The sequence below is a fragment of the Alkalicaulis satelles genome (assembly GCF_008630495.1).
GTDB classification, from domain to species: Bacteria; Pseudomonadota; Alphaproteobacteria; order Caulobacterales; family Maricaulaceae; genus Oceanicaulis; species Oceanicaulis satelles.
In genome coordinates, this window is sequence record NZ_VWOJ01000002.1 from 291849 (window position 1) to 315852 (window position 24004).

Consider the following 24004-nt stretch of genomic DNA (forward strand, 5'->3'; position numbering starts at 1 on the left):
TCCTCAGAACGACTTGCGCACCGAGGCGTACCAGAACCGGCCCTGGGCCGAATGCAGCGAACCGGAATACCCGAAGGCGCTCGACGCCAGCGGCGGATCTTCATTCGTCAGATTGCGTACGCCAGCCATGAGCCGCGTGCCTTCCAGGACGCCCGTCTCGAACGTGCGGCTCACATGGGCGTTGGCGGTCAGCCAGCTATCAAGCCTCCACTGGGTTCCGTCGGCGAGGCTGGCGCCGGTGTCGAACACCGAGCCGACATATTGCGCCGACAGACCCGCCCCCCAGGGCCCCTGATTCCAGCTCAGGGTGGAGGTAAAGCGCCATTCCGGCAGGCCGCCCTGCCGGATGAGATCATTGGCGCCCTGCACGGTGAAGGCCTGGCTGATGTCCCCCGATTGCTGGGCGTCGATGATCAGCTGCGCCTCCGGTGAGGCTTCCTGGCGGAAGGTCAGCAGCCGGGCGGCGTTGAAGCTGAAGCGGAAATTGCCCCATTGCGTACCGCGCAACTGATACAGCGCACTGATGTCGAAGCCCTCAATGGTGCGCGGCAGCAAGTTGAGATACCCGTCATTGACGGTCAGGATCCGGCCCACCGGGTCGAGGCCGGTGCCCGCAAAGTCATCAATATCTTCCTGGGCGGGGGCCTCACGCACGACCGCAGGATTGGACGAGCCCTGGGTGCGCAGCAGGTAATCCAGTGCGACATGGTTGAAATCGCCGAAAATACCGACCACGCCGGTTTGCTTGATCTGCCACCAGTCGGCGGTCAGGGTCAGGCTGCCCCATTCAGGCGGCAGGAAATGCGCCTGCAGAACCGAACCCAGAGAGATGTTCTGGGAGGTTTCGGGCTCCAGGTCCCGATTACCGTCACGGCTTGAGACCACGCTCTGCGAACGCGCGCAGGCGGAAAAGTCCGCTATGCGTCCCGCGCGCACATCCGCCTCGCACTTGATAAAGTCCTGGCGATTGTTGGAGCGCTCCACGCCCTGTTCAAAGACCTGCGGCAGATTGGGCGCACGGAAACCTTCCGACCAGGCGGCCCGGAACGAGAACCCGTCGACAAACGCCCAGCTTGCCGCCACGCGCGGGGCGAAGGCCTCGCCGACATCAGAGTAATGCTCGTAACGGCTGGCGATCTGGAGCTGGACCGAATGAGCCAGCGGAATATTCATCTCCGGAGAGATGAGGGGGATCTCCAGCTCGGCGAACAATGAACCGACATTGCGGTTGCCAGAGCTGTCATTGGTGGGGCTTGTTCCCATCACATCGCTTCCGGACACGATCCCGGTGACCATATCGGTATAGGTGATGGTCCCGTCCAGACGCGGATCGCGGTCGTCGGAAAAGCCTTCCCAGCGCCATTCAACGCCCAGGCCGATGCCGACATCGCCGCCCGGCAGCGAGAACAGATCGGGACGCGACATACGCAAATCGACCAGGCCCAGATCGGTTTCGCTGATCCGGCTGACCGGCACCATGAAGCTGGCAATGGTCGCCGCATTGCTGGGGGTGGCGTCGCCGCGGGCATAGTCGGACAGATCGCCGCCGTTAAACGGGTTGTAGGCGTCGGGCGTGGACAGTGCGAGCGCTTGCTGGAACAGGGTCGAGCTGACGCGCTGGGTCGTGTCCTCGGTGCGCGCGCGCGAATACAGCGCGGCGCTTTCCCAGTCCCAGCCATTGGCGATGCCGCGCAATCCGCCCAGAACCCGGAAGTTCTCGTTGATGACATTGACGTGGCGCATGCCTGCGTCCACCAGCCGGTAGCTGAACAAGGTCACGTCCGCGCCCTCGTCAGGCACATTCAGACCTGGCAGGCGGTTCGGGTTGACGGATCCGTCAGGCAGCAGCACCGCGCCAAACGGGTTCCAGTAATTGGTGCGCGGGATGGTGATGCGCGCCGCCGCCAGAGGCGAGGACGGTTCACGCACGGAGTTGAAATCGGCCCGGTAGCCGCCCAGCTCGCCGAAAAACTCCATCCCGTTGTCAAAATCGTGGTTGAGGAAGGCGAAGAGGTTCAGGCGCTCCACTCCGCCAGTGATGGTGCGCCCGTCATTGATGTCATAGCGCAATTCCTGCGGCCGGGTTGTGGTGGCTCCAAAACACAGCCCGTCGCCCAGCGACGCCCGGCACCCGCCCAGGTCCTCGGGACGCACATGCACGCCGCCGCCTGCATTCGAGACCGGCAAGCCATTCTGGGTGACCGTGCCCACGCCGATGACGTTGAACGCGCCCCACGGCGAGACCACCGAGGTGTTGTTGAAGGCGGCCACGCCTTCGAACGGCGTGCCTTCGACCCGCGCCCGGTTGTCGGATCCGCGCGCATAGGGGCGGTCAGACGCGTACATCGGGGTCTGATCGCTATAGGAGGCGAAAACCGACAGGCTGGTCCGATTATTGTTGAAGCGGAAGCCCGCCTCTCCGGTCAGGGTGAAATCGCGCCGGTTGGAGGCTTCCGCGCCGCCATAGCGCGCGGTGAAGGTGTAGCCTTCGAAATCCTGGCGCAGAATGGTGTTGATCACGCCGGCCACAGCATCGGCGCCGTACAGCGCGCTGGCGCCGTCACGCAGCACTTCCACCCGGCTGACGCCGCTCACCGGAATGGCGTTGGTGTTGACCGAGACCACCGGCACCAGGTTTTCCGCCTGGGTTCCAGGGTGCAGGACCATGCGCCGGCCATTGAGCAGAACCAGCGTATTGCCCGTACCCACGCCGCGCAGATTGATCGAGGCCACATCACCGCGCGCGTCGTTAATGCCGCCAATGGTGCGTGTCTGGTTGAAGGCCACATCCCCGGCCTGGGGTATGGCGCGGAACAGATCATCGCCGGTCGTTACGCCTGTCGCCAGGATATCCTGCTCGTCGAACACCGAAACGGGAAGCGTTTCTGCGATGCGTGATCCGCGGATCTGGGTTCCCACGACGGTGATGCGATCAGGCGGCGCGTCCTGGCCGCCCGCCGATTGTGAGGCCGGCAGGGGCTGCGCAGGCGCGCGCTCTGCCTGCGGGGCCGCCTGATGGAGCCAGCCGGCCGCCGAAGTCTCCTGCACACGCGCTTCAGGCGCCTCATCGCCGCCCATAGCGGGAAACACGATGGCGCCGGATTCTGTCACCTCGTAGCTCAGCCCGGTGCCGGCGAGCATCTCGTCAAGCGCCTCAAACGGCGCATAAGAGCCGATGACCGGATTGGCCGGGCGCCCCGTCATCGCTTCGGGGGAAAACAGCATGTTGCGGCCCGACTGAATGGCGAACTGCTGCAGCGCCGCGGCCAGCTCGGTGTCCTGTATGTCGAACTCGACCGCATTGTTGGCCTGGGCCGGAGCCATGCCCGCCAGCAGGGCGGAAGCCGCGGTCGAGAGTATGAGCGTGTTGAGTTTGCGGATTTTCATAAGTCGTCTCCCCTGAGCCGGCGCGCCGGGCATTGCAAGTGCACTCGGAAAGACAGGACGCAGAGCCGGGGAAAAGTGACAGTTTTTTATCGCAGCCCCGGGCGGAAGGCCCGCCCGGCTCCGCTTCACTCGGCGCGGGCCAGCACGATGTAATCCGCCTCCGTGCGCGCCACACGCAGATTATACGCACTCTGCAAGGCTTCTATGAACAGCTCGCTGCGTCCGGCCGTGAACACGCCGCTGACGCGCAGATCCGCCAGACCGGGGCTGTCCAGCACAATGTTCCGGCGCGCATACCGGTTCATCTCCGCCACCGCCTCGGACAAGGGTTCATTCTCGAACACCAGCCATCCATGACGCCAGCTTGTCACGCGCGCGGCATCCACCTCACGGCGCTGCGGGGCGGCGGCAGGCCGGACAATCAGCTGCTCGCCTCCGCTCAGTTCAAAGGAGGGCTCTTCGCCGGCGCCATCAACAGGCGGCGCCGTCCGGGCCCTCTCCACTCGCGTCAGACCTTCCAGCATGGTGACCTGGACACTGGGCTCCGCGTCCCCCACCCGCACGTCAAACACGGTGCCCAGCGCCGTGATCCGCCGGTTTCCCGCCTCAACGACAAAGGGGCGCGCCGGATCAGCGGCCACGTCAAAAAGAGCCTGGCCTTCGGCCAGCCGAACATGGCGCTCAACGCCCTCCATGGAGACGATGATCCGGCTGGCGGTATTGAGCTCCACGCGTGACCCGTCGTCCAGCACCACGGTGGAGCGCTGCCCCAAAGACGTGACAAATTCGCCCGGAACGGCCTGGGCGGTCTGGACCGCTTCTCCCGGCGCCGGAGCCCCCATGTGCAGGCCCGTAACCGCGAACGCCGCCAGCGCGGTGGCCAGGCACAAGCCCGCCGCCACGGCAGCCATGCGCGCATAATGCGGCCGGGGGGCCAGCGCGCGGCGGCGATGGGCGAGCACTGCGGGGTCGGCGGCGGCCTGGCTGGCGCCCTCCCAGGCGCGCGTCACGCGCCGCCACGCCGCATCATGGTCCGCGCTGGCCTCCAGCCAGGCGTCGAACTGCGCGGCGATATCGATATCGCCATCGGCCTCATCGAGCAGCTCATGCCACCAGGCCGCCGCTTCGAGAGCGTCCTGGGGAATGGGGCCGTATTCTGCCCGAAGACGCATCGCCTCACTCATGTCTTGTCCTCAAGACGGCGCGCCAGATAGGCCTTGGCGCGAATGATGTGAAAGCGCACCCCGCTGACGGTCAGCCCCAGCAGGGCAGCGATCTCGGAATTCTTCAGACCCTCATAGCGCCGAAGCATGAATACGTTCCTGGTCTTCTCAGGCATCGCGTCCAGCGCTGCGGCAAGCTGCTCCAGCGCTTCCTTGCCCAATAAGACGCGCTCGGGAGAAAAAAGATCACTATCGATCTCAGTCTCGTCGAAACCGTGATGGAGATGCTGGAGCCGGGCGGAGCGCCGCCGGCTCCTGTCCTTTATAACATTGGCCGCCGTGCGGAATATATATCTGTCGATCGCCTCGACATCTGACAACTCGGCGCGGCGCACCAGCCTGAGAAAGACCTCCTGGACAAGATCATCCACATCATACTGTTCGCGGATGCGCTTGTTGAAATAAGCGACAAGCGGCCGGCGGAACCGCCGGTCCAGATCGCTGATCGCGACCTCATTGAGCGATGCGCTCTTATGTTCCTGGCGCCGCACGGTCATCTGCCCCTCATGGGACGCGACCCTAGTTTACGGTTCTGACGATGACAATCTGGGCACGGCTATCGGCCGCGGATGATGAGCGACAGCTCTAATGAGCGCATATGGTCAGCGCCCGACGCTTTCAGATGAACGCAAAAAAGCTGGCGGGGGGGAGGCTACTGAAAATAAACTGTGAAAGGGGAGCCGCCGGAAACACTCAATTCGAGATAGGTAAAATACTCCGAGGCGATTTCCGTCGCTCGGTTCATCTCGCACCACGCTCTGCGGACGAATAAGCTCACGATGATTCAATGAGCTCCCTGAATCAAGACATTTTCTAATCCTCATCCGCGTGCTTTTCGTTGCGATCAAAAAGTGTAAACTTACATGCTCGATTAATAGGCTAGTCACTCCAAATTGACCAATCCGATCCACCTCCTTTCGAGCGGCAACTGGGACGAAGCCGTCTTTACCACCTACTCGCTCAGCCTCTCTTTTTTCGAAGGAGTGGTGCTCGACTCGCTTGTTCGGAGACAGTGCAGACGCACGATGATCCTCGCGGATCGGACCGGAGTACTAGGGGCCCTGCAGGAATATGGCGCGAGGCGGGTTGGGCAAGATTACTCCGTTGAACCGGTTGCGGTGAGACGAGGCGTCTTCCACCCCAAGATCAGCCTTCTATTTTCTGGCAATGAGGCGCATTGCCTCATCGGCTCAGGAAATCTCACCTTTGGCGGCTGGGGGTTCAATCTTGAGCTGGTCGAGCACCTTCACTCCAGCTTTGCCGGGAGCGCTATGTGGCAGGTGGCAGAGTTCTTTGAGCTGCTTGGTGTCACAGACCGCGTGCGCACGGGCGCCGCGCCGCGTTGTGAAGAGGTAGGTGGACGTCTTAAGGCGGCCTCACAGAACCCAGGCCGATCAGACATCCGCTTCCTGCATAATCTCGAGCATTCGATATCAGATCAGATAATTGAATTGGCAGACGAATTTGGCGGAGCAGAACGCCTTACGGTGGCGGCTCCATTTTGGGATAGCGGCAGTGCCATCGGCCGGCTGGGCAGCAAGCTCGGCCTAGACAAGGTCCGGGTCCATAGTCCGCCCGAAGGAGCTGTGCGTGGCTCGCTGGGTCGAGCATGGCCAGCCCCCGAAGAGATCGATCTCGAAATCGAGGCGGTATGCGTCGACACTTTGTCAGACGGTCGCTTGCTGCACGCCAAGGCCTTCGAAATTCAGTGCGCGAGGGGTGCTATCCTGGTTTCAGGTAGCCCCAACGCCACGAACGCCGCCATTGGAACTCCTGCTAATGTCGAAGCGGCAATTGCGCGAGTCGCCCCGCACAAGGGGGCCTTCTGGTCGGTTTCGGCAGCCGAGGCGCCATCTATGGCTAACGTCGACAGTGAGGTCGAGACAAACAAGCTTCAGGAAAGTGGCGTTCTCCGGGCAGATTTCGAAGGCGAGATGATCCGCGGGCAGATACTGACACCATGGCACTCGCCTACTGCAACGTTCGATCTGGAGACCCGTGAAGGCAAGAGAGAAATCGGCGAGGCAGATGTTGGGCCAGATGGAGATTTCACCATCCCCGCAGGCCATTTCGCGGCCTCCGCCTGGCTGCCGGGGCGCCGTATTCTGCACGCGCGGAGATCGGAAGATGGCGTCGCATCAGGGTTTGTGCAGATCGTGGCTTTCTCGCATATCGTCGATCGGGCGGGGGTGTGCGCGCGGCATATGTTTGCAGCAATGGCAGGTATGGAATCTCCTGACGATATCAAAGCCATCATCGCTTGGTTTTCAGAAAACCCAGATCGCCTTGCCGCTGCAAGCACTCAAACCCGCTCCTTGTCTCCGAAGGCAGAACAAGCACCTCTCAGCCCACAAATGGTGTCCGTGGACGGGTTGGGATCGGTTACAGATCCAGACTTGGGCTATGGAGGCACTAGTGAACCGGAGCACGGGATCGCAGGCCCTCATGAAATGCGTTTCCTTTCCCAACTTCTATCAGCCCTGCGAAAGCGGACGACAACGATCGAGCCCACGGGGGCGGAGGGCGAAGACGATGAACGGCAGGAAGGTGTTAGCGATCAGGAAGCTCACCAGCGGAACAGCGAGCGGGAGCACCGTGCGATCTTCGATGGCTTCGAGTATCTGATGGACACGTTACTTGCGCGAAAGGAAGCGGAGAGCACCCTCATTGCGCTGGATATCGGTGGCTATCTTTGCGCCTCGCTTGCACCGGATCCTGAACGTGCTGCCACATGGCTGCGCAGGATCATCGGTTCCGGCACCCTCAAAGAGGTTAACGTTGATCGCCGTGATGAAATAGTGGCCGCAGTTCTGCTCCACGGGGGAGATCCGGTTTTCAAACCATCCGCCCAGTCTATAAGGCGTCTTCTCCATGCGTTGGGTTACCGATCTGTCACGCTCGGTGAGGAACCCGATGCCATCGCCCGCTGGCGGGCCGTCATGCCCGGAGCGGAAGATTCCAGCTATGTATTTGGAGCTGCTGCCGCTACGCGGACCTACGCCGAGCAGGCAGAGGACTGTCGTGACGCGATCAAGGATCGCAGGGCGATTCACGACTGGAATGAGATTGCCATGAACGATTTATCCATGCGCGAAACGATCAAGGAGGCTTGCGCAACGTCGAATAAGAGAAATCAAGTAATCATCATTGACACGTTCAGGCAAACCTGCCCTTGCGGGAAAAACATCCAGCTCCCGATAGCCGAAGTTGATAGATTGAGGGCCGAACATGTTGCTCGCTCAGCCAATTGCTGCGGCCGAGTAATCGTTTGGGCTCAATGTGATGAGTAAGTTGAGCCGGGACGAACTGATCGAAGCGGCATCGGCGACTGACTTGCCATTCGTCGTCGAAGAACCTCCAGTGCGAGCTGGCGGCGTGGACCCTTTGGGACTGCGCCAGATCAATTTCCAGCTTATGGACCAAGTATTTCCTGGCCTTAATAATACTGCTCGCCACATAAGGCCTTACATTGTGGTGACGTGGGCTTGGCGGCAGGCGGCTGAAATCGCCCGGAAGAGCGGCGCTAGGACGATCAGCGTTGACCTTTTGAAAGACTTCATCAGTCGGATTGAGGTCATTTTTGCTTGGTCACAGTTCCTTGCCAACCCTGAGACAGACTTGCCGGGCCGCGATGTCCTTGCGCATCTGCTAAATAGCGATTCGTTCTGTTTCGCCGGCGCCGGATGGGACCGCCTTCGTGACAGCCGGACCTATTCGACCGCGCTGACGGCGCCTATCAACTACGGGCCTTCGCTCAAAGGGCTAAGGTGGGTCGTCGCAAACCCTGAGAACACAAGCATCCTACTCCCCGTCGATCAGGAAAACGGTTATCTCGCGGACTTCGAGGATGCATTGAGACCTGCGCTTGAGCACCCGGCATTATCCACCTTTGGCCCGGTAGCTGTAGCTGCCGACGACGTCAGACAATGGAGCAAGCTTTGGCCGATGGCCTCGCTTTCGACGGCCGAACAGCAGGCCGCTAGAACACGTGTTTTTGGTGAGATGGCCTCTCCGCCGCGCCGTGCAGCATTCGAATTGATGAAGGCCGCTTACCAGCGGTCAACCTCAAAAAACATTTCGGAAATTCGAACGATGATGGCCGATCCGGGGATCTGGACCAGCCTTTCAGTTGACGGACAGTCTGCAGGGCGGGCCTGGGCTGAGGTGCAGGTGCGCCAGTTGTTCCGCTTAGCCATCGAGGGGCTGTTTTACTGGATGACCCGGTGGATCGACGGCAAGCCTATAGACACTAGCGGCGTCGCAGAAAAATTTGTGCGCCTTACAGAGTCAAGGACCAGCAGGGCGAGTGACTGGATATCCGGTTTCGCTTTTCCATCAACCGGCGTTGTCACGTGTCTGGAGCAACTTGACGAGGCCCTTTCCGGAGAGCTGGATGCCATGCCTCAAGCGATATTGGCCGGACTGGCGACCGCAATTTCGCAAGCGCCAGACGAGGCTCATTCCTTTGAAAGTGCCGACCGCCTGCCACTCTCGTTGGCAGCCCGACAGGCGAGGGCATGGAGCGGCCAAGCGCCACGAGTCATCATGACGCGGCTCATGAGTGACTGGGTGCTGGCACAGCATACCTATTGGGCCATCGGCCGAGGACTCGCAGATGCTCGTTCGCAAGGAAAATCGATCCTTCGCCTGAAGCTGGTTCTGGAGGATGGCAATTGGACGAATGTACCCGGCACCTTCCAGCCACGACCGAATCCAACACCTGATCGCCTAGAGACAGCATTGAGCTTAGCGATGGAAACAGCGGCATTGGAATGACCTGACACCTTTCGCTCCCGGCGCGCTCGCCAGCCCTCAACCCATGCACTATGAAAGGATCGGACTCTCGAAATAAGTGAGGGACCCGAGGGTATCGGGTCACAAGGCAGGGCACCTCACTCAAGCACTTTTCTTCTGACAGCTCGTGCCGGCGCCAAGTGACTGCGGAAGCTTGACCAGACCGAAGTGGGGAACGCATGCCGTCAAAAGCATTCCGCCTATTTGTGTCGTCGACCTTCATCGATTTCACCGGGGAGCGCCGCCTCCTTCAGGAAAAAGTTTTCCCGGCGCTGGAGGCGCACTGCGCAAGACATGACTTTGACTTTCGAGCGGTCGATATGCGATGGGGCATCAATGACGATGCCCAGCTTAACCAGCAAACTGCCGATATTTGCTTAGGCGAAGTGGTCGAGGCCAAGGGGTACCCGGCGCCCAATCTCCTTATCCTGGTAGGCGATCGCTATGGCTGGGTGCCCCTGCCATATGCCATCGCCCAGGACGAGTTTGCAGCCCTGCGTTCCTGGCTCACCAGCCGTCGCCGTGAACAGGCCGTTACTGATCTGGACCGGGTATATCAGCATGACGAAAATCATCTCGCAGCCGAAGGCCTTGCCGGCGCGGATGCAGGACTGATCAGCGCCTACACGCTGCGATCACGCGAAGATGACCTTGTCGACTTGAAGCCCCCTGAGGCGTGGGCTTCGCTTGAGGACCGTCTGCGTCCCGACCTGCAGGAGGCTGCGCAAGCTCTGCATGCGGCTGGCCAACTGAATGAAACCGAACTGGCGAAGTACGTTCTGTCGCTAACCGAGCAGGAAGTGCGCAAAGGGCTGGAGCGCATGAGGGCGGACACTGGCAGCGCGCAGGCCCTTGCCTGGGTATGCACTACGGAATCCGGGGAAGAACGTGCCCGGAAACTGGCCGACGTAGTGGACCGCGCATTGCCAAACGACCGGGTTCTGAGGCCGCAATTCGCCAAGAACTCTACCGATTATGACGCGGATTTTGTCGACCGGATTACGGACAGTCTTCTCGCAGCGATTGATGCCCAGATCAAAGATCTGAAAGCGCGTGAAAGATTACCTGATTTTGCGGTGAGAGCTGAACGCGCCACACATGACGCGTTCGCACAAGAGCGGCTTCGGGTCTTTATAGGGCGCTCTGGTAATCGTTCGGAGATCGCTGCTCATATCGCAGGCGACCCAACATACCCTCTCGTGCTGACCGGCCGTTCAGGCTCTGGCAAGACAGCACTGATGGCGCGAGCCGCTGCCGATACCGCGACCGATCCCGACGCCAGAGTGGTGAAGCGCTTCGTTGGCGCAAGCGCAGCATCCGCCAATCAGCGCGATCTGCTGATATCTGTCGTCGAGGATCTTGCTGCACTCGGCATCGCAGAAAAGCCCGATGAATGGGAAGAGGATGACAACCGCTTCGTCCACCAGGTGCGCGATCTCCTCGCCTCACTAGACCAGCCGGTCACGATCTTCATCGATGCGCTGGACCAGCTGCGCACGCCCTACCGGCAGTCATGGTTGCCGGCATCTCTAAATCCCAGGGTGAAGCTGATCGTTTCTGTGCTGGATGATGAGGCGTTCGAAGCTGAGCGATCTGTCGTGAAGGGCCTCAGACGCAACCTGCCGCCAGAGGCCTTTCTCGCGATAGAACCTCTCACAGCCGACGACGGGCGGGACATCCTTGCCGAACTGTTGAACAACACCCAGCGTGAGCTCACGGCTGATCAGAAGGCCTATATCCTTGACCGGTTCGCCGAGACGGGCGCTTCGCCCCTTTATCTGCGGATGGCTTTCGCGATCGCGCGCCGGTGGAGATCTGCGGATGACCCACGCACACGCGGACTTGCCGATGGCGTCTCCGCGCTGATCGGTCAATTCCTGGAAGAATTGTCGAGCGTCCATCACCATGAACCGCTGCTGGTGCAGCGCGCACTCGGGCTGATTGCGGCCGGGCGTGAGGGATTGAGCGAGACTGAACTCATCGCTGTCCTGTCTCGCGACCCGGACGTCATGCGAACCGTCTCGTCCGCGAAACACGGTGCGCCCGACATCAAGCGCCTGCCTGACTCGGTATGGGGCCGCCTGAAGAGGAGCCTCTCGGCCATTCTGGTGGAGAAGGGCGCGGATGGCGAAAAGCTCATGACATTCTTCCACAGACACTTGGATGAGGCCGTACGCTCGAGCTTCTATGAGCCAGCGAAAGCAACGCTACATGCCGCGCTGGCCAATTATTTCGAAGCCCCCGTCGCTAATGATCAATCAGGGCGGAGCTGGAGCCTTCGCAGCTTCATGGAATTACCGTTCCAGTTGTTTCATGCTGGCGCGCGTGAGCGTCTTGATGCGCTGCTGACGGGTCCGCACTGGATAGATCACAAGATCGGGACGTTAAAGCGTACGCTGGAAGTCGTTGACGACTACGTGCGCTTCGCCAATCCGTCTGATCACCTGCAACCCCTCATCGGCCGAACTTTGCGATTGGCGACCGGCATCATCGCGCGCGATCCCGGTCAAGCAATGGCCCAAATTCATGGGCGGCTGATGAGCGTGGCGCCAGCGAAATTTCTCGATCAACTTCTGGGCCGTGTGCCGGAGGGCGCGCTTTACACAACGCACCCATCACTGACACCGCCGGGCCAGGAGATCGCTAAGTTTAAGATGTGCAGTAGCGTTTCAGCATTGGCGGAAATGCCGGATGGGTGTTTAGCCGGTGGCTTGGAGGATGGAACAATCCGGCTTTTGGATTTGGAAACCGGAGATCAAATTGCTCAGCTAAAAAATGGCCATGGTGAATGGATATATGCGCTGGCTGTGCTTTCTGATGGGCGGCTCTGGTGTGCAGCGGGTGAAGCTTGGACTTTGCTAGAAAGCGGCGGCTTCACTACAGGTGGGCAGGGTAACACTATCCGGCTTTGGGATGTGACAAGAGGCGCGGAGACGTTGCGGCTAGTGGGCCACGACGAACAGGTCTGCGCCTTGGCAGTATTGCCTGACGGGCGCTTGGCTAGCGGGTCGGCAGACAAAACGATTCGGCTTTGGGATGTGGCAACCGGGAATGAGATTATGCGGCTAGAGGGCCACGACGAACGAGTCTGCGCCTTGGCAGTTTTGCCTGACGGGCGCTTGGCCAGTGCGTCGCATGACGAGACAATCCGGTTATGGGATGTGACGACGGGGATCGAGATATCACGACTGGAGGGCCACGATCATAGTGTCACAGCGCTCGCGGTGCTGCAGGACGGTCGCCTGGCCAGCGGGTCGTTCGATAAGACCATCAGAATTTGGAATGTGGACGTCGGAAGTGAGGTCGCTCGGCTTGAAGGGCACGACAATAGTGTCTGTGCTCTGGCAGTTTTGCCTGACGGGTGCTTAGCAAGTGGGTCGGATGACAATACCATCCGACTTTGGAGCGTAGCGACAAGCACCGAGATCGCTCAGTTGGAGGGGCATATCGGCGAAGTCAACGCGCTATCTGTCCTGTCTTGCGGGCTGCTTGCCAGTGGGTCAGATGATAACACTATCCGACTTTGGGACCCGATCACGCAACTTAGTCCAAGTAGGAAGCGGGGACATAGAGGCTCGGTCAATTCACTGGTTATTTTGCCAGACGGGCGAGCGGCGAGTGGAGCAAGTGACAGCACCATCCGGCTTTGGGATGTGTCAAGCGGGACGGAGGCGATGTGTCTGGAAAGCAATTGCGAAGGGGTCAGGGCATTAGCTGTACTACCAGATGGCCGCCTCGCGAGTGGGTCGATTGACGACACAATCCGGATTTGGAATGTCAGGGACGGTATCGAGATAGCGCGGTTAGGGGGTCAAGGCGATAACGATGTGGTCTATGCATTGGCGGCGTTATCAGACGGGCGCTTAGCCAGCGCTTCGGATGAGGGTCGTGAGTTAATCCGGCTTTGGGATACAGAAGCCGCTAGGCAGGTCGCCTGGCTCGAAGGGCGCGGCGACAGCGTTTGTGCGTTGATGGCATTACCAGATGGACGCTTGGCCAGCGGTTCGATTGATGGGCAGATCTGTATCTGGGATGTGGAAACTGGGACTGAAAGCGTGCGCTTGGAAGGGCATGACGGCTCGGTGAATGCATTGACTGTATTACCTGACGGACGCTTGATCAGCATTTCATCCGACGAAACCATCCGGATTTGGGACGTTGTAAATGAATCAGAGGCGGTGCGAATTGAAGCGTCGGTCGAGGCGCTTGCCATATTGCCAGACGGGCGCTTAGCTACTGGGTCTTGGGACAGTAATATTAGGCTGTGGAATGCCAACATTGGCGTTGAATTGAGCCGTCTTGAACTTGATACCGGGGTCACGGCCTTGGCTGCGCTTCACAACGGCCGGCTCATCGCAGGAGATGCAGTGGGCAGCCTGCATTGGCTGGCGTTCAAAGGGATACGAACAGCTGCCGAACATCAATCACTTTGAACGCCTGAACGTGACCCCGTTTCGAGCCGCTACGTCACGTCGTTCCACAGAGACAGCGGGAAGCGCGCATACATCATCACCGCAAGGCGGATGACCTCTGGTGAGTTCTTGAAGTTACGCAACGTTTATCTCATCCCGGAACGCCAGGAACCGCACTGCCCGACCCAAGCCGGTTTACTCTGACAATTTCTTTTGAATTTCCAATATTGAATTATATTGATCCTTCGCTGCCTCAGTGTTTCCTTGCGATTGTTCGATATCAGCAATCATGATGTGGTTCATTATAAGATCTTGCGCGGTTTGGATGCTTTTTATTTGTTCGTGCCTGTCTTTCTTGAGCTGCATTGACGTCATAAGATTTGATCTTGCTTTGTCAATATTGCCTGCTAATTGCTCTAACCGCCCGAGGCGCTGATAGCTCACCGCAAGATCGATTAGAGTCCGAGATACGACGTTGCCGTCATATAAAGATTTGCGAATATCGAGCGCGGCTACGTAGTGAGTTCGGCCTTTATCGAAATCTTCCATCGCGCATAATAAATCACCGAGTTTTCCATGGCTGACTGATAAGTCCCGCGCGGTCGCGACACTTCCGACGCCGTCATGCAAAATTTTTGTTATCCCAATAGCAGATTCGAAATGCAGTCGGGCGGCATCCACATCTTCTACCGCCAGCTTGAGTTCGCCAACGTTGCTATGTGCGATTGCAAGTGATCTTGCGGTCTCTGGACTTCCAACACGATCGTGTAGGGCCTTGCTGATTTCCATGGCTGCCTCGAAGTGTTGTCGGGCCGCTTCATAGTTGTGTTCAGAGAGCTCCAAATGCCCTAGCCAGTTAAGGCCAATGGCCAGATCGGTAGCTGTTTCTATATTGTTGATAAGATCCTTAAACGTCTCGCGGATACATACTGTCAATTCAAACAGCTCGCGGGCCATTTTGATGTTGCCTGCTGAGAGCTCAATCTCTCCAAGCCGCGCAGCGCTCACTGCGAAATCGAGCGCAGTGTCGGCATTTCCGATGCGATCATGAAGAATTTTTCGGATTTCCATGGAGGCGACAAAGTGCGAGCGAGCAATCTCAATGTTGCCTGCATCGTACTCAAGCTCGCCGATGCTGACATGGCGGTATGCCAGATGTTTGGCCGTCTCCCAGCTCCCTGTGCGGACATGGATTTCCCTGACGATCTCCATACCTGATTCAAAGTGCGATCTGGCCGCGACGACGTTGCCATCGGCCCGCTCTAGGGCGGCAATCCTCGCATGACAGGCCGACAGGTCCAATGCGGTCTCTACATTGCGTGTGTGTTTGTGCAGCGCATCGATGATTGTGATAGTATTGATATAATGTAAGCGTGCAGCATCAATGTTTCCTAATTTGCGTTCAATATCCCCAATTCTTTTATGTATGATGCCTTTGTTGCGCTTGAATTCCATTTGTTCGACACGACAACTCAAATTGTCAAACACGGCCAACGCCGATTCATAGTGCATTATCGCAGCTTCCGAATTACCTGCTGCTCCCTCTAAGTCACCAATTTTCCCATGGCTAATGCCCAAGTTTGCCGCATAGGCTGTATTGTTGAGGCGATCATGTAGAGCTCTACGGATTTCCATCGCGGCACTAAAGTGTGATCGCGCCGAATTTCCTCGGCCTTCCGCGTTTTCTATCTCCCCAAGAGTGTCGTGGCTAATAGATAGGTCGACCAGAAACTGATCAGGAGACAGGTAAGTACGGTTTTCAATATACCAGCCGTGAATAGTTTCCATGAAATTGAGAGCCGTTCTGCCACTGACGCGACCGCTCACCTGTGCGAACACATCAATCATTAGCCGGCTCGGCAGATCGAGCTTCTCTATGTTCGCATGCTCCAGCAGCCCATCGATCAATCCCAGGCTGTGATCGCGCTTGTTTTCTTTTTCTCGTTTGAGAACTCGCTCCGCGAGCGACAAAACTGCAGCGTCTCGCGCCAAGCCATCAGGCGCTTGTGCCAAGAACTCCGCCGCCCCCACCATGTCCTCGGCTTCAAGCAGATGATGCATGCTCTCGCGCTGAGCGATGGGGTCGTCGTCCGGTAGCGCGGCCAGATGATCCGCGATGGCCGCATGAAGCGAGGAGCGTTCGTCTCCTGATCCTGCATACCGAGCCAGTACTGCTTCACGGGCAAGGATGTGGAAGAAATCCCAGCAGGCCGGATCGCCGTGACGGCTGAGATGCAGGCGGAAGGCGCGCCGCAGGATAGCCCCTGTCGCATCATCCCATTCGCCGCCGCCGAGACGCGGAGCCAGCTCCCGCAAGTCCGTATCGCGCCAGCCAGAGCGGCTGAGCGCCAGGGCCAACGCAAACGTCCGCACGGGCGCCTCGCCGAAGCGCGCCTCCAGACGGGTCAGGAGATAGGCATACATGCCCGCCACATCTGGCGGGAATGCCTCGCGGACGAGCGCCGTCATGAAGGCCGGGATCTGCCGATCAGCCGGCTGATCGGCATGGTCCGCCTGCGCATTCTCGAAGTCATCCGCATCAAGCTGCAAAAGCGCGTCGATCGCCATGCGCAGCCAGAGCGCATTGCCAGCTGACGGATGCTCCTTCAGCGCCGCAAGCACGCTGTCTGAAAGCGTCTTGCGGTAGCGCGCGCACTGCGCGACGGCGATGTCGCCGGCCTCTGCAGCCGTCAGCGCTGGCAGTTCACGCGCTTCGATGGCCTCATGTGCGCCCAGAAGGCGTTCGCTGGCGTCGCCCTGTATGGCGGTCGCCAGCAGGCGGATACTGGGACATCCCGCCGGGACCCATGACTGGTCCTGCCAGGCGCCTGAATCGAACTGGTTGATGGCGTCGACCAGCAGGATCACCCGCCGATCCTGCGCGATCCGTGTAACAAGATCGCGGAAGGCCTCGACCACCGTCTCGTGCTTGTCGTGTTCGGCGAGCGGGTCATTGATCCCTATCAGCGCGGCCAGTTCGCCGATCCAGCGCTGAAGCATGGGCGTGACCCAGCCCGAACGCCGGCTGATGCCGGCAGCATGGGCCAGAACCACCGGGGCACGATCATCTGACGGGTCCTGTGGCTCATGGGTCCAGCGCCGGTAGAGCTCCGCCATCAAGGCGCTTTTGCCCGCGCCTGAGGCGCCGGTGTAGACCAGACCCCAGGGGGCGCTGCCTTCGTCGGCCGAAAAAGCCCAGGCTTCGATCTCGGCAATCGTGTCGCTGCGCCCGACGAAGACCCGCGCGCGCTGTTCGACAAACGCCTCGTACTCGAACGCCTCTTCTTCCTGCCATGTCAGTTCAGGCGCTTCATCCAAGCCATGCGCCTCGACATCGCCGCTCAGCTCGGCCTTGAGGTCTGCCAGCACCTGCTCGCCCCAGGCGTTCAGGCTCTCTGCGTCTGGCGCGCAGGCATAAGCATCCCACTCAAGCGTATAGTCACGTACGCGGCCTTCCAGACGGGGCACATTGCGGAGACGTTCCTTCAGCATCTCGAGACGACCGGCGGCATCCTCATTGCCCGCCGCGGCGTCGCTATAAACCGCACGGAGATCGTCAGGCATGTCGTCCAGGGGCAGAGGCTCGCGAAGATAGACGAAGCTACGCACCGCCTGATCTTCGCTCGCCAGCAGGCCTGCTTCGATCTCCAGCGCCGTCACACTCATCCCCGCGACCGCATCTGGCACAAAGCCGTACTCGCCAGCAGTGATCGCGAGCCTCTCTGCCGGCGGTTGCCAGCCATAACGATCACCCAGAAGCACGATCAGGAACGGACGGCACTCATTGATGCCGTCCAGACAGACCTTGAGGACCAGCTGCTCTTTAGCTTCAGCCTCGGCCTCGCCGCTGGTCTCCACACCCCATCGCAGGTCAAGGGGCTCGAGAAGTATGCGACGCTCGCGAAGCCATTCCTCCAGCGCTGGAAACACCACCCGGTGAAGATGGTCGCGTTCGGCATGCATGTCCCGGAACGTGCTGGACACAAACAGGGGCTGGCTTTTCCAGCGTGGCGAGATTTTTACCGGTGACATTGATGGCCCCCCGTATCAGCGGCGAACCCTCAATCGGATCCAACCCGCTAAAGCCTGCGCCCGCCATGTTACTTGGACAATCAACGGCTGCAACACCGGATGGGCCTGCCTACAAAACAATTGAGGTGCAACTGCCCTCACGATTATGAGGATGCGCGCTCAGACGTCCTCGAGGAATGCATCGACGACCTTCTGTATCAGGACATCCTTGCGCTTCTCGGTGTCGGGCAGGTCGTTGAACGGCATCATCATCGGATGCATCTTGCGGGCGTTATCGCGCACTGCACCATGGCGCCAGCCGGACGCCCGCTTTTCTTCCATCCACTGTTCATGCTGCACGCCCGGGGGAGCATCCGGATGGGCCATTCGAAATCGCACGGCGGCAAGGGTGGATTCGACCTGCCACGGCTCGGCCTCATCCCATGGAGGCAGCTCATCCTCGCCGAGCGCCGCCCGGTAGGCGCGCATGGCCTCGTGGCAGACGTGAGCGATTAACAAAAGCCGATTTTGGTCAATGCCTGGTTCAGTCAACTTGGAACGCCTCCATATTTTCTGGCCTCTCATTTCAATCCACCGACCAGAACGCAAGTCGTAATCAGGGTGAAGCTTCGCGTCCGCACTGAGAGCCAGCACTGCCCTTGAGCAACCCGATGGCGCACCCCCAGTCCGCGATTACGCCCAACCGGGTAATTGTTTGGATTGTAAATCCCTCCCCATTCTTTCAGACTTGAGGCATAGCTTAGAGGTTACGGGGGCGGGCAGACATGTTTCAGTTTCGCAAGGCAGGTATTTTCCTGTTGATCGCCGCGCTCGCGGTCGGCGGCATATTCGTCGCTGGATGGTCTGCCTGGTTTGAACACCTTTCAGGAAACGAGACAGTGTATGGCGAGGGCAATGTCCCTCCGCAGTGGCAGATCGCCCTTGACGCGGCCCACAGCGCCTTGAGAGCCTTCGCGGTCGGCGACGAGTATGCACGCCTTTTTGCAGCCTCCAGTGACGGCCAGCCACCCGGGGACTGGCGTCTGGAAATCGCCAGGTTCGGCGGGATCGCGGTGTTCTATATCGCGATTATCTTCGGCCTTCTCGCACTGCTATCCGAGCCCCTGAATCAGATACGTGCCCGTCTGCGTAGAGGGCATCTTGCAATACTTGGCGAGACCGAAACTGCGCGCAACCTCGCTGAGATGTGGCTCCAGTTTTCAGCTCACCACCGCTTTGCCCGAAGAGGTGTGACCTACCATACCTCAACTACGCAGAGCCTGCCCGGAAAGGTACTCGTTCAGCCAAGGACCAAACAGCTATCGAAGGGGGCTATCCAGGAGAGCCTCAAGGGCGCCAATCGTATCGTGGTGGCTGAAGCTCATGACGGCATGACCATCGAGAGCGCTCTGGAAATCGCAAGGCGCGTGCCCGAGACACCTGTCTTCGCCGTCCTTTCCGATCCCTGGCTTGCACAGCGTATACGCCACGGCCTGCAGTCGGGTGACCCGGATCCGTCAGGTCACAAAGAGAGGACGAGCAAAGGCGATCTCCTGACTGCGGTGAGTCTGAGTTCCAGCGCCGCCCGCAGCCTGCTGCAGAGGCATCCGCCGTTCGCGATCGCCATGAAGAATAGCCACCCCCGCATCCACGCCCTTGTCGTAGGTCTGGATGGACTGGGTGAAGCGATCATCCTCGACATTCTGAACTCCAACCTGGTGACCCAGCTTGAAACCCCGGCGGTAACGGTGATCGACATTGCCGCCGGGAAGCGGGTGGAGTCGTTCAAGGCGCGCCATCCAGGACTTGTGGAACATTTTGACTTCTTCGCCATTGAAGCTGATGTCACCAGCCTGAATGAGACCTGTATCACCGCCCTCGAAGAGCGCTGCAGGCTTTTACCGGTCACCGCAACATACGTGGCGACGTCCGACACGGGCCCGGCCTTGAAAGGCGCAATCGCAATCAGGGAAGCCGCTCTGCGTGAAGAGCTGTTTGATACGCCGGTCTTCCTGCGCGCATCGGAAGGCGCTGGCCTTCCCCAACGCGAAGGTGGTGTCGCATTCGAAGCTGACTGTGAACTGGTCTCGTTCGGAACGTGGAAAGAGATCATGCACGCCAGCGGCATTCTGGAACCGGTACCTGACCGGCTCGCTCGAGACTACCACGCCGCTTACCTGAAAAGTGAGACACAGGGTCAGCCTGCAGCTGATATCCCTTGGGAAAGCCTTGATGAACAGTCGCGCATTTCCAACCGGCGCGCCGTTGATCACATCCCGGCCAAACTCGCCAGTCTGGGCTTTGACCTGGACGGCTATCTGCGGGGACAAACCCTCACCAGCTACAGCCTACCAGCCATCGCCAGCCATGAAGTGCTGTTCCGAAACGCAACGGAACTGGTTAATCTGGCCCGCCTTGAACATGAAAGGTGGATGTTCGATCGATGGATGAATGGTTGGCGTTATGGCGTCCCTCGCAACAACAGCGCCTTCATTCACGACAATCTTGTCCCCTTTGATGAACTCGATGACAGGTTCAAGACGTTTGATATCCGCCTGGTGTACTGGCTCTCCAGCCATATTAGGAAAACGCGAGATGGGCTTGTGCGCCTTCCTGATGCGAGCAAGCCACCGCAAGAGCGGGAAGCAGACGTAAAATTGGTTGAGAGATTATTCGGTCGTGGCGCAGTGCCGGCATGATGGCGGTGCAGAACGCTCTCTCCCTGTGACCTGAGACCCTCGGGTCACGTCTTGTACATCCAATTCCATACGGGGGAGCGTAAAATCATGAGACGCAGACTCTTTATCAGCCCTATGATAACGAGACAGAACCAAGTCCATATCGCAATCTGAAAGACGAATGCAACTGATGGCGCTACCGGTATAAGCAGGCCAGCCATCACGACACCGGCCACCCCCTTTATTGGATGCAAGACTAGCAAGTCTGGCATTACCAGAAAGTTTCGAGGTAAGCGGCGGTTGGGCTTGATGACGGAAAAATTCCATACATTCATGCGCCGACACCATGCTACAAGGCTAGCCTTCTTGGGCCGGTGTATCACTGTCCATGGTAATTGAAGGAAAGGCACTACCGACTCGCCTCGCCATAATGGCGTTTGATGCCAGATGGTTACCGGGCCCAGCCCCTCAAATACTTGTGTCAGCTCGCAACTATAATGAGCTGGTCCATGCTTTTGATAGCCTGGCCATGGCAAACCTGTATGCCGGGACAGCACCAGGCGATATGGATCAAGCGCACCAATATGATCGGCAGGACGTCGGCCTGCTTCCAGGATCGGGCCAAGATGGAAGCCTTCTCTGACAAGGTTTGGGTCGACCGGTAGCCAACCTTTTCCATTCCATGCCTCTGCCCATGCATGTGGGGTCTTCATCCATGGCGCGATGATCATGCCGAATACCGGACGAGCCGGGATTCCGGAGGCACGACACAGGGCGACAAAGAGGAATGCATATTCCCCGCAATCTCCCCACCTCCTCCCAAGCGAGACAGCCGCCCCCCGGCTGTCTCGAGGGTATTTATAGCGAAGCGCACAAGCGGTGAGTTTAGCCAGACCGGCAATCTGTTCATCAGGAGTTTTAGGTCGATTATGACCCTGGGCGACCAGTTTTCTTATTGCTTCATCTGGCAGGATCATCGGGGCGTCCGCAAGGTCTGCAGATACTGGTGGAGGAAGATCTAGATATGAACCGTGGGTCAGCCGCCTTGTCTCGATCTGAGCGGTTACGTTGACGATCTTGCCGCGCTCAAGCCTGATCAGCCTGCGATGTCCGTGTTGGTCAATGAAATCAATCCCTTCCGGCGCGTCAACGCTGTGAATGGTTTGATAGCCATCTGCACTGGGCAGAGGCAGAAGAACTTCAATCGCATCATCATCTGCGAAACCCCATGGATCAAAGTGAAATGATACCATGCAGCGAAATTGCTCATTTCGCATTACGCACCATCCTGTCCTGTATCGGGACCACCTGCAGCCGCAACTGCAATCAGAAGCGGAACGATTCGGTCAGCAGGAACGGAATATCGTCCTCGCCGCTCACTGCTTAACCAGCCTGTAGAGGTTAGTTCGCGCAGATGGTGGTGTAGTTGTCCTGTGGTTCCTTCGCCCAGTGTCTGCACCAAAGCAGAAGTCTCGCGGGTTCCATTGAGAACATGTTGCAACAAGTGCAGCCGCACAGGGTGCCCCAACGCCGCCAGTGTTGGGGCAATCTCAGCCCAGTCTGCGGCTAGCAGCCCGCTAGCCGGGTGGCTCATCACCCAGTCAATTCTGGAATTGTCCGGAAGATCGATACTGCCTTCGAAGCGCACAGCTCCGCCTTCGGGCGCTTCAGATCGCAAAATCTGCAAGGAGTCACCATTTTGAGAACCCTGCAGCTTTTCAATCACCACTTCCAGAGCTTCGACGCGGACCGCGAGATCGGTCAGAGAAGGCATCGCTTTTCTCCTACACTCCAAACAGTACGATATTTCGTAAGTGCGTATATACGTATAAGCGTACTTTTAGGTTGTCAACTGGTACATGCGATGAGCCGACCGGCAGGCAATTAAATTGATTTAATTCACAAGTAAGTTGGCCCTGCGACGTCAAAGCACTTATCACTACCGGACAGGGCTCAGACGCAAAACAAGCCGCAGGAGCCATGAAACGCCATGATGATACGGCATTCCATATTACAAAAGATCCGGAAAGGTTGCGTCTGGCTCGCCTTCCGCCGTTGGGTGCGCCCCACTGTTCGTAAGGGCGGGACTCTGAAAACCACGATCGGCCTTCTAAGAATCGAAGACATCCAGATGACAACACCAGAAATGATAAGCCAGGCAGATGCACATGCAGCCGGCTATCCTGATCGCGTCCAATTAATGGCTGATATTGACAGGCCCGGCGCGCTATACCGGATCACCCTCAGTTGGCTATCAGAGGACCCGCGCGAGGCACTCGCCATGAAGCCGCCAGGCGCCACAGAATTATTTGAGATCAACCGTCATCTTGAAGCGATTGATGCGCGCAGTCAGGGCGCAGACTGGACCCTCTGCGTCCTCAATCTCATAGGAGACCAACCAGACCTAACTGCGGCCATTCTCGCTTCGAAAGCAGGCCAGCCGGTGAGACTTTTCAAGTCACGCGTGCGCCGCCTCAAGGCTTAGGGCTAACAGAAAGTCGCCCGCGCGGGTATCGGCTCACCCATCGTGGACAAGCCGTATTAAAGGCCCTTAATGCGCCGAAAACCGCAAAAACGATCAGGACTGAATGAGGATATTAAAGTAGATATTTCTACGGGTTTGGAGGAGATACGCTATGAAGCGCAGCTTACTGGCTCGGATCCTGTGGCAAATCGAAAGCGCAGGGGAAAAGAAACTAAGGGTATCAGATATTGCAAAAGAAAATGGGATTTCAGTTTTTCATCTAACCCGTGTCTTCACTATCAAAACGGGCTCGTCACCTGCGCGCTTTCTGCGCATGCGCCGCCTCACACAAGCAGCGTATCGGCTAACAGGCACCGATAAAAGTATAGTCGAAATCGCGCTAAGAGCCGGATATGGCAGTCAGGAGGCTTTCACCCGGGCCTTCTCAGCTGCCTTCGCTGTCACTCCTGCTGCGGTTGGCAAAGGAGCAGCTATCCCGAAGCACCTCATTCAAGAGAGCATCACACTGCCCAATACAGAAACCTACACACCCCTGATGCCGCCGCGCTTCGAGCTCATCAAGGCCCGGCGGATCGTCGGGCTCTCTGCGCGATACAGCTTCGAAACCAATGGCGCCATCCCGGCACAGTGGGTCGAATTTATCACCCGCGCCGAAGCTGAAGGGCTGACGCTCGCGGGGCAGAGCTTCGGCGTATGCCACGGCATGACCGAGGACGGCACGTTCTCGTACCTCGCAGGGGTTGAGGCGGACACCCACACGATCCCCAAGGGCTTTTCGTGCGTCACGATCCAGGAGGGCCGCTATGCAGTCTTCACTCATTTTGGCTCGGCAGCCACCTTGCGCGACACTGTAGAAGTAATCTGGAACCGATACTTGCCGCAGGCCAGATTCCAGAACACTGGCGCGCCTGATTTCGAGCTCTACCCAGCGGAGTATAATCCTACCGACCCCAAAGGTAAGGTCGAGATCTGGATCCCAATAGTCGATGTCGAAAATCCATAGGGGGCAAAAGC

The 24004-nt window shown here is 58.7% G+C and carries 13 protein-coding genes and 1 pseudogene; 6 read left to right on the forward strand and 8 right to left on the reverse strand.

Annotated elements, in window-relative coordinates; translation table 11 throughout:
* Window positions 1-3 precede the first annotated feature (3 nt).
* From F1654_RS07115 to F1654_RS07125, 3 genes are all read right to left on the reverse strand, one after another.
* Entirely contained in the window at window positions 4-3387 is a 3384-nt protein-coding gene (locus F1654_RS07115) for a TonB-dependent receptor (RefSeq protein ID WP_199200497.1), read from the reverse strand.
* A 125-nt stretch (window positions 3388-3512) separates the two neighbouring features.
* Complete coding sequence (locus F1654_RS07120) at window positions 3513-4559, reverse strand: FecR family protein (protein ID WP_199200498.1); 1047 nt, start codon at window positions 4557-4559, stop codon at window positions 3513-3515.
* 8 nt (window positions 4560-4567) lie between these two features.
* Window positions 4568-5107 (reverse strand): RNA polymerase sigma factor, encoded by a 540-nt coding sequence (locus F1654_RS07125; protein WP_150022836.1) that lies wholly within the window; start codon window positions 5105-5107, stop codon window positions 4568-4570.
* A 396-nt stretch (window positions 5108-5503) separates the two neighbouring features.
* Here F1654_RS07125 and F1654_RS07130 point away from each other — a divergent pair, with 396 nt between their 5' ends.
* From F1654_RS07130 to F1654_RS07140, 3 genes are all read left to right on the forward strand, one after another.
* Window positions 5504-7900 (forward strand): phospholipase D-like domain-containing protein, encoded by a 2397-nt coding sequence (locus tag F1654_RS07130; protein WP_150022837.1) that lies wholly within the window; start codon window positions 5504-5506, stop codon window positions 7898-7900.
* A 1-nt stretch (window position 7901) separates the two neighbouring features.
* Window positions 7902-9386 (forward strand): septum formation inhibitor-activating ATPase, encoded by a 1485-nt coding sequence (locus F1654_RS07135; protein ID WP_150022838.1) that lies wholly within the window; start codon window positions 7902-7904, stop codon window positions 9384-9386.
* Window positions 9387-9583: 197 nt separating this feature from the next.
* Complete coding sequence (locus F1654_RS07140; RefSeq protein ID WP_150022839.1) at window positions 9584-13837, forward strand: NACHT domain-containing protein; 4254 nt, start codon at window positions 9584-9586, stop codon at window positions 13835-13837.
* 41 nt (window positions 13838-13878) lie between these two features.
* On the opposite strand, the pseudogene F1654_RS14180 reads toward F1654_RS07140, so the two are convergent.
* The 3 genes and pseudogenes from F1654_RS14180 to F1654_RS07155 form a co-directional block, all read right to left on the reverse strand.
* Window positions 13879-13959, reverse strand: a pseudogene (locus F1654_RS14180) (IS6 family transposase); the annotation flags it as partial.
* A gap of 52 nt (window positions 13960-14011) precedes the next feature.
* Window positions 14012-17848 carry a tetratricopeptide repeat protein gene (locus F1654_RS07150; RefSeq protein ID WP_150022840.1) on the reverse strand — a complete coding sequence of 1279 codons (3837 nt, stop codon included), beginning with the start codon at window positions 17846-17848 and terminating at the stop codon, window positions 14012-14014.
* 159 nt (window positions 17849-18007) lie between these two features.
* The gene (locus F1654_RS07155; protein WP_233205179.1) at window positions 18008-18316 is read right to left on the reverse strand and encodes a RyR domain-containing protein; all 309 of its coding nucleotides are present in this window, start codon (window positions 18314-18316) and stop codon (window positions 18008-18010) included.
* Between the two features lie 296 nt (window positions 18317-18612).
* On the opposite strand from F1654_RS07155, the gene F1654_RS07160 reads away from it, so the two are divergent.
* Window positions 18613-20526: a RyR domain-containing protein gene (locus tag F1654_RS07160; protein ID WP_150022842.1), complete on the forward strand. Its 1914-nt coding sequence runs from the start codon at window positions 18613-18615 to the stop codon at window positions 20524-20526.
* Between the two features lie 44 nt (window positions 20527-20570).
* Here the strand turns inward: F1654_RS07160 and F1654_RS07165 are convergent, their stop codons facing one another.
* Entirely contained in the window at window positions 20571-21758 is a 1188-nt protein-coding gene (locus F1654_RS07165) for a transglutaminase-like domain-containing protein (protein ID WP_199200500.1), read from the reverse strand.
* Window positions 21759-21781: 23 nt separating this feature from the next.
* On the reverse strand, window positions 21782-22279 hold the full coding sequence (locus F1654_RS07170; RefSeq protein WP_150022844.1) for an ArsR/SmtB family transcription factor: 498 nt from the start codon (window positions 22277-22279) through the stop codon (window positions 21782-21784).
* 216 nt (window positions 22280-22495) lie between these two features.
* Between F1654_RS07170 and F1654_RS07175 the strand changes: the two genes are divergently transcribed.
* Both F1654_RS07175 and F1654_RS07180 read left to right on the forward strand, forming a co-directional pair.
* Window positions 22496-22990 (forward strand): hypothetical protein, encoded by a 495-nt coding sequence (locus F1654_RS07175; protein ID WP_150022845.1) that lies wholly within the window; start codon window positions 22496-22498, stop codon window positions 22988-22990.
* A 151-nt stretch (window positions 22991-23141) separates the two neighbouring features.
* Complete coding sequence (locus F1654_RS07180) at window positions 23142-23993, forward strand: AraC family transcriptional regulator (RefSeq protein ID WP_150022846.1); 852 nt, start codon at window positions 23142-23144, stop codon at window positions 23991-23993.
* Window positions 23994-24004: the final 11 nt, after the last annotated feature.